At 64.6% G+C, this 12,130-nt stretch carries 7 protein-coding genes; all 7 read left to right on the top strand.

What is annotated here, in order from left to right:
* The first annotated feature begins 69 nt into the window (after positions 1-69).
* The 7 genes from OXI69_16675 (at position 70) to OXI69_16705 (ending at position 11,794) form a co-directional block, all read left to right on the top strand.
* Complete coding sequence (locus OXI69_16675; GenBank protein ID MDE2667779.1) at positions 70-1,959, top strand: hypothetical protein; 1,890 nt, start codon at positions 70-72, stop codon at positions 1,957-1,959.
* Positions 1,960-1,966: 7 nt separating this feature from the next.
* Positions 1,967-4,510 (top strand): DUF1553 domain-containing protein, encoded by a 2,544-nt coding sequence (locus tag OXI69_16680; protein ID MDE2667780.1) that lies wholly within the window; start codon positions 1,967-1,969, stop codon positions 4,508-4,510.
* Between the two features lie 83 nt (positions 4,511-4,593).
* Positions 4,594-5,931: a DUF1501 domain-containing protein gene (locus tag OXI69_16685; protein ID MDE2667781.1), complete on the top strand. Its 1,338-nt coding sequence runs from the start codon at positions 4,594-4,596 to the stop codon at positions 5,929-5,931.
* Positions 5,928-6,275, top strand: coding sequence for a GH32 C-terminal domain-containing protein (locus tag OXI69_16690; protein MDE2667782.1), 348 nt, complete (start codon positions 5,928-5,930; stop codon positions 6,273-6,275). The genes OXI69_16685 and OXI69_16690 overlap by 4 nt, the downstream gene beginning before the upstream one ends.
* Positions 6,276-6,279: 4 nt before the next feature.
* Positions 6,280-7,200: an aminotransferase class IV gene (locus OXI69_16695; GenBank protein MDE2667783.1), complete on the top strand. Its 921-nt coding sequence runs from the start codon at positions 6,280-6,282 to the stop codon at positions 7,198-7,200.
* 309 nt (positions 7,201-7,509) lie between these two features.
* The gene (locus OXI69_16700; GenBank protein ID MDE2667784.1) at positions 7,510-8,757 is read left to right on the top strand and encodes a Fic family protein; all 1,248 of its coding nucleotides are present in this window, start codon (positions 7,510-7,512) and stop codon (positions 8,755-8,757) included.
* A gap of 154 nt (positions 8,758-8,911) precedes the next feature.
* Positions 8,912-11,794 carry a TonB-dependent receptor gene (locus tag OXI69_16705; protein ID MDE2667785.1) on the top strand — a complete coding sequence of 961 codons (2,883 nt, stop codon included), beginning with the start codon at positions 8,912-8,914 and terminating at the stop codon, positions 11,792-11,794.
* The last annotated feature ends 336 nt before the right edge of the window (positions 11,795-12,130 follow it).

The raw sequence follows: 12,130 nt of genomic DNA on the forward strand, positions 1-12,130 counted from the left end.
CCCCCGGCGGAGCCTCAAGGTAAATTATAGGCTGTGTTTCCCGCCTAATCCGCTGACTGGGAGCTGCCGGTGCTTGTACTCCCCCGCCGTCCATCCTTCGCCAATCGCACGTCCAATCGTTCCTGGAACGCCCGAGAGGGGGTGATGGGTCTGGCGGCGTGGATGCTCTGTTCCACTTTCGCACTCGAGCGGGGCATGCAGGCGGCTGAGGCGCCACCCGCGGAGCCTCGGGCACCGGAGTTGCGCTCCCTGTTTCCGGTCAGTGTACAGCGGGGAAGGGTACTCGAGTTGGCAGTCCGGGGCAAGGACCTCGAAAGATGCTACGGAGTGTGGTTCGGGACCGGGGGGCTGAGCGGCGAGGTCGCCCGGATCGAGGGAATGCAGTTCCAGGAGAAGAAAAACCTGCGCGCCGAGAAGCTTTGGGTTCAGGGGCAGCGGGTGTCATTGCGGGTACAGGTGGACTCGGGGGTGCCGCTGGGGAAGCACGAACTGCGGTTGGTCACGCCGGCCGGCGTTTCCAACGCCCTGGGGTTGGTCGTGGTCGACGAGCCGGTCAGCCTGGAGGCTCCCGGGACTCGCAGTCAACCGGCCCAGGCCCAGTCCGTTGAGATCCCGACCCTGCTCAACGGCAAGTTGAGCCGGAACGGCGAGATCGACTTCTACTCGTTCAGGGCTTCACGCGGCGACAGGCTGCACATCCAGGCTCTCTCCAACACCACCGTCACCAAGTTCGACGGGGTTCGCCTGACCCTCTACAAGGAAGGCGGCACTTGGTTCGACCCGGAGCGGCCCGAGCGGCTGCTGTTTTCTCCGCAGTCGCGAATCACCCACCTGTGCCGGGAATCCGGTCGTTACCTGGTTGAGGTCAGTTCCAACCTGGGCGTAGGCGGACCCGATTTCTTCTACCAGCTTCGGGTGACCACTTCCGAGGCGGCAGGCCCCGGGGCGCCGGAGGTTGTGCTCATCCCTCCATCGGCCCTGGCGGAAATCGAGCAGCCGTTTCGTCGAAAGCTGGGCCCGTCCCGGCTGGACTGGCTGGAATCACGAACCGTACCGGCCGATAAGGCCCGGGAGAATGGAAGCCCGCAAGAAACACCCGGCGCGGGCTCGAACGGCATTGCCTCAGGCTCGGGCGTTTCACCCGAGAGATCGGTGCCTGCCGAAGCCGCCGGGAACGGTTTCCTGAGCGAAGTGGAGCCCAACGACTTGCCGGAACAGGCCGTCCCGATTCTTCCGCCTCAACTGTTGGAAGGAGCCATCCAGAGGCCTGGAGACGTAGACTGGTTCCGGTTCGAAGTGGCGGCCGGAACCTCTCTGGCCCTGGAGCTGGAGACGCCCGAGGCCGCCCCGCCCCGATTCAATCCCAGGGTGGCCGTGCTGGATGCGGACGGCCAGGAAGTGTTGACCAACTATTTCAGGAAGATCGCGGGTGACGGCGATGACTGGGTGCGGATCATCCAGGCCAAGACCCTCTATACCTTCGACAGGGCCGGCCTCTACAGGCTGCAGGTGCGCGACATCACCCCCCGATCGGGAGTGCCGGCTTTCCGCTATCGCCTGCTGCTGCGGCCCCAGGTGCCCCACGTGGGCCGGATCGAGGCCACGCCGGAGGTGGTGAACCTGCGGCCGGGGCAGGCCAAAAAAGTCACCATTCTTTCCGATCAGGAGGAGGGCTTCGGCGGTGACATCCTCTTCAGCGCCGACGGCCTGCCCGGCCAGGTACAATTTTTGCCCGGTGCCGAGGTCGAGCCCCACAAGGAGCCTCCCCTTCCCGAAATTCACAAGGAGCGGTTCGTGCCCAAGAACCAGACGACCACCGTGCTGCTGGCGGCGGCGCCCGGGGCGCCCTCCACCCGGATGCCCACGCGGGTCCGCCTCAGCGCCCGTCCCGTGGTCGGAGGCAAGGTGGGTGAGGCGATCGCAGCCGGAGAACTGTTGGTGATGGTGTTGGGAGAGTGACCTTCAAGTGAAGCCAAATCGCAGTCCCATCCTGTTGTTGGGGATCCTGGTCGCAGCCGGATCCATCGCGCTCAGGGCCGAAACTTCCGAGCCGGAGTTGCTGTCGGTCCGGATCGTGCCCGAGGCGGTGGAGCTGGAGGGGGCGGGGGCTACCCGCCAGCTCTTGGTGATGGGCAGCTATAGCGACAGGTTGGAGCGCGACGTGACCTCGCTCAGCCGATGGGAATTCTCCGATGCCGGCGTGGCGACGGTCTCTCCCGGTGGCGAGGCCGAGGCCCTGGCCGAGGGAACTACCGATTTGACGGCTCGCCTGGGTGCTCTGTCGGTCACGGCGCGGCTGCAGGTCAAGGGCGGGGCCGGGCGGCCGCCGCTGAGCTTTGCCTGGGATGTCGAAAGGGTATTGACCCGGCGGGGTTGCAACGACAGCCATTGCCATGGAGGAGTGAAGGGAAGGGGAGGATTCAAGCTGTCTCTCTACGGCATCTACCCGGAGGAGGACTACCGCTGGATCGTCAGGGGAGGGACCTACCAGGTCCTGTCGCCCGATCCGGGAACCGAGATTCCGCGAATCGATCGGGAAGAACCCGAAAAGAGCCTGCTGCTGAGGAAGCCCTCCCTGGCCGAGCCCCATCAGGGTGGACTGCAGTTGCCGTTGGAATCGGATGATTACAAGACGCTGCTGCGGTGGGTGAAGGAGGGAGCGCCTTTTCAGCCGGCGGCAGCCTCGAGACCCGGGGTCAGGGCCATCGAGGTCTACCCGGCCGAGGCCGTGCTGGAGGTGGGAGGCGGGCAGCAGTTGCTGGTCAGCGCGCTGCTCGAGAACGGGACCCGCAAGGACCTCACCGGCCAGGTGCGCTACCTGTCCGACAACAGCGACGTGGCGGAGGTCGAGCCGGACGGCCGACTGCGGGGATTGCGCCCCGGGGAGACCTTCGTGACCGTACGGACGGCCGGCCATTCCACTACCGCCAGGGTCAGCGTCATCGAGGCGACCCTGGCCCGATATCCCGGCGTTCCCGCCAATAACTTCATCGACCGCCTGGTATTCGACAAGCTGAGCCGGCTGCATCGGATCCCCTCCGAGCTTTCCGGCGACGCGGAATTCCTGCGCCGAGTGTGTCTGGATTTGACCGGCACGCTGCCCCCGCCCCGAAGGACCCGTGAGTTTCTGACGAGCAGCGACCCGGCCAAGCGGGAGAAGCTGGTCGATACGATCCTGCAGACCCCCGAGTTCGTGGACTATTGGACCTATCGGTTGTCGCAGCTCTTCCGGGTAGCTCTCTTCGAGAACGGCATCAACCTGCAGTGGACCGAGGCTTACTGGGAGTGGATTCGCGGCCACGTCGCCGCCAACACCCCCTACGACCGGATGGCCCGCGAGCGCATTGCCGCCATCGGCTACAGCGCGCCTTCCAGGCACTTCCTGCCCAATGGGGAGGTGCGCTACCCGCAAAACAAGATGGCCGAAGAGGTCAGGGTCTTCATGGGGCGCCGGCTGGACTGCGCCGAGTGCCACAACCACCCCTTCGAGGCCTGGAGCCAGGACCAGTTCTGGGGGCTGGCCGCATTCTTCGGGCGCATGAACCTGGTGGGAGGCCGGGGGGAGGAGGTCGGCACGGTCATCTTCGAAGACCCGACCGGTCAGGAAGTGGACCTGTTCGTCAAGGGCAGGAGCCGGAAAGTGCTCCATCCACGCACACGGGAGGAGGTGTTTCCGGCCTTCCTGAACGGATCCCTCCTGCCGGAGACGGACTGGGCCGACCCGCGGGTCAAGCTGGCCCAGTGGATCACCGCCCACCCCTATTTCGCCGAGGCGGCGGTCAATCGGATATGGAGCTACTTTTTCGGGCGAGGCATCGTGGAGCCGGTCGACGATTTCCGCGCGGCCAATCCACCGACCCATCCCAGGCTGCTGGCGGCTCTGGCGAAGGACTTCCGGGAACACGACCATGACCTTCGCCGCATGATCAGGACCATCGTCGGCTCCAGGACCTACCAGCTCAGCAGTCGGCCCAACCGAACCAATCGGGAGGACCGCACCCACTACTCTCACGCGCTGCCGCGGGCCCTGGATGCCGAGGTGCTGTTCGACGCCATCGCCACGGTGACGGGGGTTCCCCTCATCCTGGAGCAGGAGAGCTACGGCGACGGCGAGGGCAGGCTGCCGCCCGGCACGCGGGCCATCAACGTCAAGCTGCCCGATGTCTTCCGCTCCCGTATTCTGGACAACTATGGCAAGGCTCCCCGGTCCATGCTTCCGGAGAAGCGGCCGCGTCCCAACCTGAGCAGGGCCCTGCACAGCTTGGCCGGGACGACCTTTACCGAGCATCTGGCCCGTGAGGGGGGCATCATCGACCGATTGATGGATGGGGGCGGCTCGGACCGGGAGATCATCGAGGAACTCTACCTGAGAGCCTTGGTGCGCTTGCCCGGGGAGGAAGAACGGGAGCAGCTGGAAGCCATGGTCGGCCGGCACCCCTCACGGCGCCGGGCCTTGGAGGATCTGTTGTGGGGGTTGTTGAATTCCCCGGAGTTTTACCATAACCATTGAGCGTTTCCGGCAGACTTGCCTTGGTGGCTGTTCCGGCGCGGGACCCGGGACCAAGAAGCCGGAAACCGGAGGAGGTTGCACCCATGCGAAACCTAGGGTGTTTGGCGAGTGACGACCCCATTCTGCGGCGGCGGGACTTCCTGCGAGTGGGGTCCCTAAGCCTGCTGGGTGTGAGCCTGAGCCAGTTCCTGAGGCTTCAGCAGGCCTTGGGGGGCACGCCGGCAACGGCCGGGGGCAAGGCCCAGGCCTGCATCCTGTTGTGGCTGGAGGGAGGACCCAGCCAGATCGACATGTGGGACCCCAAGCCCAACAGCTCATTCAGGCCCATCGCCACCAACGTGGCCGGCGTACAGGTTTCCGAGCTGCTGCCCAAGACCGCCAGGCACATGGACAAGCTGGCGATTATCCGTTCCCTCCACACCCTGGAAAACAACCACCCCCAGGCCACCCATTACGCGGCCACCGGGCACCTGCCCAACCCGGCCATGCGCTTTCCCAGCCTGGGCTCGATCGTGGCCAAGGAGTTGGGTCCAAGGAACAACCTGCCGCCCTACGTGCTGCAGCCGGACACCGGCAACGATACCTTTTTCATCGACCATTTCGGTGCCGCCTTTATCGGCAACCAGTATGACCCCATGGTGCTTCCCGACCCCAGTCAACCCGACTTCGAGGTTCCCGACCTGAGGCTGCCCAAATCGATTACGGCCGAGCGCCTCCAGGATCGGCTCTCCTTTCGGAAAGTGGTGGAGCGGATCTACCGGGACAAGGTGCAGAAGGCCGAATCGGGGCGGATGGACACCTTCACCCAGGAGGCCCTCAAAATGGTGTTGAACCCCGAGGTCAAGGATGCCTTCGATCTCTCCAGGGAGTCCACCAAGACCAGGGAGACCTACGGGCTGCACGGGTTCGGCCAAAGCGTTTTGCTGGCCCGGCGGCTGGTGGAGGCGGGGAGCCGGTTCGTGACGGCTGCCGGATACAAGTACAACGAGTGGGACACTCACGGGGACAACGACCGGCGGCACCGCGACATCCTGGTTCCACCCTTCGATCAGACTTTCTCGGCCCTGCTGGAGGACCTGGACCAGCGCGGGCTGCTCCCGACCACCCTGGTGATCGCCATGGGAGAGTTCGGCCGGGGCCCCCAGGTGAACCCCGGGAACGGGCGCGATCACTGGCCCCAGTGCTGGTCGGTGGTGCTGGGCGGCGGCGGCATCGCCGGTGGCCAGGTGGTGGGCGCCAGCGACGAGCAGGGAGGCTATGTCGCCGATCGCCAGGTCACCATCGGAGACCTGTTCGCCACCCTCTACAAGGCCCTGGGGATCGACTGGGAAAAGACCTACATGACCCCCATCGGCCGGCCGATCAAGATCGCCAACTCCATCGGCGACGCCACCGGCGTTCCCATCAAAGAGCTGATTTGAATCCCGATGTTCACCGGCACGCCTACCGTGCGCAGCCGACTCCCATGGTACACTCGGGACCCTTGGAGTTCGAGCGGGGCGAGCTCATTCGCCTGCATGTATTTATCGAGCGCTCCATTCTGGAAGTGCTTGCCAACGGCCGGCTGTGCATGACCTCCAGGATCTGTCCGACGCGCCCCGACAGCACCGGAATCGGACTCTTCGCTGCCGGAGGGCCTGCGGCGCTGCGCTCCATGGAGGTCTGGTCCGTGCAGCCCATCCGGCCCACGCCAAGGCCGGACCGGGCAAGGCAGGGAACGGGAGCGGAGCCGGCCACCCTGGACACGTCAATCCCCGGAGGCTGAAACGATGGATGAATCTTCCACTCCCAAGGTGCTGCTGAACGACCGCCTGGTGGAGAACAGCGAGGCAGTGATTCCTCTGGATACCGTGGCCTTCAAATATGGGGCCATGGTTTTTGAAGGACTCCGGGCCTACTGGAACGAGCAGACCCGGCAACTGAATGTCTTCCGGCTGGATGACCACTCCAGGCGCCTGCAGCAATCGGTCCGGGTCATGCGTATGGATACGCCCTTGACCGCCGGCGACTACAGCGCCGCCGTGGTGCGTGCGCTGCAGTCCAACCGGGTGCAGGCCACCTCGCACATTCGACAGATGGTCTACGTGGACGGACCGGGCGAAGCCTTTGTGACCGGTCCGGTCAGCCACGCCGTCATCGTGACCCCCAAGGGGGGATGGTTCGAGGGAAAGGAGTTGGGAATCCACGCCTGCATCAGCTCCTGGCAGCGGATCTCCGACAGCTCCATCCCCCCGCGAGTCAAGTGTGCGGCCAACTACCAGAACGCCCGCCTCTCGTTGCTGCAGGCCCGCCTGGACGGCTATGACAGCGCCCTGCTGCTCAACGCGGCCGGCAAGGTCGCCGAGGAGCCCAGGGGCTGCGTCTTTCTCTGCAGGGGTGGGCAGGTGGTGACGCCGACCGTCAGCAGCGACATCCTGGAGAGCATCACCCGAGCCACCCTGATGCAGCTCTTTCGGGAGGTGCACGGGGTGGAGGTGATCGAGCGGGAGGTCGACCGCACCGAGTTCTACGTGGCCGACGAGGCCTTCGTCTGCGGCAGCGGCCTGGAGGTCGCCCCCATCCTGTCGATCGACCGCTTTCCACTGGGGAACGGGAAGGCCGGCGAGTTGACCCTGGCCATACGCAACACCTACCTGCAAGTCACCCGGGGAGAGTTGCCCGAGTACCGCCACTGGTTGACAGCCTGCTAAGCGCTATCAGGGCTGCCGGTTCCGCAAGTTCCGCCGCCTTCGGCAAGCCGGTTCTCGACTCCCTCCGGCATCGCAAGGTTCGAGGCCGGACCTCGAGCTTCTCATTTCCCGATTCCAAGTGCAGGTATCCGCCCAATTGCACCCTTTGCACGGGACCGATCCGTGAATGGAGTTCGAAAAGTTTAGATATGAACTAGAAATGAAATAAATCTGAATCTATATTTGTAGGATATAATATGCTGTAAATACAATGACATAGAGAACACTGAAATTGAAATAAACTGAAAATGAGAATAAAATGAGCTCCGGATGGCCTCTGAAAGTGTCAGTCGCTATGTCGTTCCCCGGCAGTGGATTCGCTACGATGCCGCGGCGCTATTGGACCTGCTGATCCAGGCCAAAACCGCCGCCGGCGTTCTGAATCGGATGCCTTACCTGCCTCAATGGATCGAGCAGGTCCACGAGGAGCAGTTGCGGTTGGAAGCAGCCGGCACCTCGCGCATCGAAGGCGCCGAGTTCACCCAACGGGAACAGGAAGAAGCTCTGGCTCCCGATGCTTTCACCCGTTCCGATTTCACCCGCTCCCAGAGACAGTTGCGGTCCGCTAACGCCACCTACCGCCGGCTGTGCTCGCAATCGCGTGAGCAGCCGGTGACCCCTGAGTTCATCCTGGACATTCACCGGCGCATCGTGACCGGCTGCGATGATGACCACTGTCAGCCCGGTGGACTGCGTCCCGACGGATGGAACGTTATCTTTGGGACTCCGCGCTGTCGTGGGGTTGAAGGCGGTCGTAGTTGCCGCGCTGCTTTCGACGCTCTCGGCAGCGCAATCGCCAGGGAGTTCCAAGGGCACGACCGCATTATCCAGGCCATGGCTGCCCACTACCATATCGGTGCCATGCACCCCTTCGGAGACGGCAATGGGCGTACCGCCCGGGCGCTGGAGGCGTTCATGCTGCGCCGGGCCGGAGTCAACAATGTGGTGATGGTCAGCCTGTCCAATTACTACTATGACCGCAAGGAGGAGTACCTGAAGGCACTGTCCGAGTCCCGGCGCGAAGGACACGACCTCACCCCCTTCCTCCGGTTCGCGCTGCAGGGGGTGGCCGAGAGGTGCAACGCGGTGGCGGCGGCCATCGTCGCCCACCATCGGCGGACGCTGTTCCGGGAGTTCGCCAGGTCGTTGTTCGGGCAACTGCGCAGCCCCCGCCGCCGGGTTCTGGCGGAACGGCAACTCCAGATTCTCGGTATCTTGCTGGACGGCGGTTCAATTGCCGTGCTTGACTTCCTGAATCAATCCCTTGTCCATTACCAGGGCCTCAAGTTTCCCGCGAACGCGATGGGTCGGGATCTGGGTTATCTGTTTGGGCTTGGAGCCATCGACATGGATGATGGACGCATCCGGGTCAACCTGGACTGGCCGCAGCAATTTTCGGAGTCGGAATTGCTGGAACGGTTTGAGAGTATGCCTTCCGCCGCATCCACCCGGCATCCGGCCATGGCGGAGTTGTCCCGACTGTTGGCCCGCCGCCGGGGACGAACGACTCTTGGATGAGTTGTAGTCTAATCCCGCACGACAGCCGGCGCCCCTTACGGGCCTTAAAGCGATCGCAGGGCTTGGTAGGGTGGCCGTCAACAGGTAACATGACGGTAAACTTACCGCTAGGTGGTAGGGGCGACGGGATACTTGTTCAATGGAGAAAGTGCGGATGAAGCGGGGCGTACAGTGGGTTGCCTTGTTGCTGATGACACTCACGGGTGGATCGTTGGGGGCGCAGACGGCGGGGGAAATCGGGGGCTCGGTGACCGACGAGCAGGGTCTGGCAGTGCCGGGTGTGGCGGTGACGCTTGAAGGCGATGCGCTGATAGCGCCCCGGCTGGCAGTGACCTTGGCCGATGGTTCCTACCGCTTCCGGGCCCTCGGGCGCGGGTCCTACGAACTGACGTTCGAGCGCGCCGGCTTCCGGACGCTGATTCGAAAAGGGGTGATGGTGGAAGGGAGCCGGGCCATCCGGATCGACGCGGCGCTGGAGGTGGCTGCCGTAGCCGAGGCGATCACGGTGACGGGGGATGCGCCGGTGCTGGACTTGAAGAAGACCGCGCTGGTGAATGACTTCGGCGTGGCCGAGCTGCAGGAGGTGCCTTCCGCCACCGATGTGTGGGCGGTCCTCGGTCAAACGGCCGGCGTCCGGATGCGCGGCTTCGATGTCGGCGGCTCCCACAAGAGCCAGCAAACCGGCTATGAGAGCTTCGGCATCCGCGGCCAGAACCGGATCCTGGCCGACGGCGTCGACACCACCGAGAGTGATGAAGGCACCGGATTCTACTTCGATTACTATTCGGTCGAAGAGTTCACCACCACGGCGGCCGGCGCCGACGTGGAGATGACCGCGCCCGGGTCTCTGGTCATGATGACCATGAAAAGCGGAGGCGACGACTTCAGCGGGATGCTGCACGCCGATTACGAGCACGAGAAATTTGCCGGCGACAACGCCGATGCCGACCTGGAGGCGCGTGGCTACACGGGCAACCCGAACCTGCTCTTCTTCGAGACCCACGCCGACATCGGCGGGCCAATCGTGCGCGACCGCGCCTGGTTCTATGCCTTCTACAACCACTTCCGCATCGACAAGGCGGTGTCGGGCGTGGATCGCACCGTTGCCACCGACCTGGGTGATTTCGATCAGCTCGGGGGCAAGGTGACGGTTCGGCTGACCGACCGGGATCGGCTGATCGGGTACACCAACTGGGGCCTTAAGGAAAAGCCCAAGCGGGGGCTGTCCACCGACGTCGGTCCCGACTCGGTGCTGGCCCAGGCCAGTTGGAGCTGGGCGCACAAGGCGGAGTGGCAGCGGGTATGGAACGACCGCACCTTCATGATGGTGGCTGCCAAGCATTTCGGGTTCGGATGGCCCATGGTCCCGCAGGTCGATCCGGGACAGCAGCCACCACGCCTCGACACCGCCACCAGCCGGCTGAGCGGCGCCGGCTGGTTTCCCGGCCTCAACGGCCCTCCGCCCTTCACGTTCGTTCGCTGGAAGCCGCAGGCCTCCGTTGCCGCCCACCACTACGTGCCGGACTTCGGGGGCAGCCACGATTTCAAGGCGGGGTACGAATTCCAGATCGACAGCAGTCGCTTCGGCTCGAATGCCAATTCCGGTCACATCCGCTACCTCGACGACAGCGCCAACGACCGGCCGTTCCACGTGGACCGGGTCATGCTCTTCAACATGCCGGCCGCGGGGGAGATCGCCTCCGACAACCGGAACCGGCACCACGCGCTGTTTGTCCAGGATACCTGGCGACCGGTGAACTGGTTGTCGCTGAACCTGGGTGTCCGCTATGAGCAGCAGCGCACCTATTTCCTGGACGCGGTCTCCGCACCCTTCCTGGCTGATTTCTTCCCCAGCGGAACCGTCAGAGGTCGGACGAACACCATCTGGAACACCTGGGCGCCACGGCTGGGCGTGGCGTTCTCGCTGGCTTCGCGCACGGTGCTGAGGGGACACTACGGCCGCTACTACCTGAACCTGGCCGACGCGCACGAAGACGCCAATCCGGCCAGCACCGCCTGGATCCGCTACGCGTTCCTGGACCCGAACGGCAACGGGGTCTACGACGGTCCGGACGAGCTGGGAGCCAAGCTGGACGAGCAGGGGGCCACCGGTGCGGATCTCGCCGCCGAGGGGACGCCGGTGGACCCGCATCTGGCGCCGGAATACGTCGACGAAATCAATGTCTCCCTGGAGCACGAACTGGTGGCGGAAACAGCCGTCCGGGTTTCCTACGTGCGCAAGGACCTGAGCGGCGACAGCGGCATCTGGAACGTGGCCCAGCAGGCTGCGCTCCTGGCGGGGCGTGGAATCGCCTGCAGCGCCGACCCCCTCTGGGATTGTCCCTTGAACGTCCTCACCGGCGCCCCGCTGAACCTCCAGCGCGTTCCGCACGAGGCGGCGGGTTCGGTAGACAACCGGATTGGCGCGTTTCCCGGATTGGACGCCGCTTATGACACGGTTCAGGCGGCGGTGAACCGGCGCTTCACCGGCGGATTCCTGCTGCAGGCCAGCTTCGACTACCAGTGGCGGGACGAGTTCCGCTCGGCGTCCGGCGAGAACCGCAGCCCGCTCTTTGCCGACCCGTTGGTCGTCGGTTCCGGCGGGCATGGGCGCATCTGGCAGAACCACAGCCTCGACGTGAGCGCCCGGCAGGCTACCACCAACTGGGGCGGCCGCCTGCTGGCCCGTTATACGTTGCCGCGAGAGTTCGGCCTGTCCGCCAACCTCCGGCACCAGAGCGGCTGGCCCTACGCCCTGATCCAGCGCGTGGACATCCCGGGCACCGGCACCAACCAGCCGATCTTTCTCGGCGATCTGTCCGAGAACCGTTCCGAAAACGTGACGATCCTGGACTTCCGCCTGGACAAGGCGTTCTCGGTCGGGAACGGGCGCCGGCTCACGCTCTTGCTGGACATCTACAACCTTTTCAACTCCAACGCCATAACCAACTTCTCGCTGCGGACCGGCGACCATGAGCGCATCATTGCCGCGCTCGATCCCATCGTGATGAAGCTGGGCGTCCGGTTCCAGTTTTGAGAGTCGGCGCGCTGTGGGGTCGAGGGTTCGCACGCACGGTAACGTGCCCGCCTGCATTTCTCGGCACAAGAATTCAAGAACCTGCCGTAGGAGGAGGTGCCACCCGGGAGCGCGGGCGTCCCGCCCGCATGCACGCCCGTTCGGTGCCGCTCAGTTTCCCTGCGATGCGGCACCCGGCCACCCTGCAGGCCACGGGTGGCACTTACCTGAAACACCGTCGTTTCGCCTTGTATCAGCCGCGTCGTTGCACGGTCTGGAGCCGAGCCTTACCCCCCCACCGCATCAGCCTTCGCCTGCGGCTCGGCTTCTGCGACTCCCCCTCAAGGGGGGAGTGAT

This window comes from Acidobacteriota bacterium (assembly GCA_028875575.1).
Classification (GTDB): Bacteria; Acidobacteriota; Terriglobia; order Versatilivoradales; family Versatilivoraceae; genus Versatilivorator.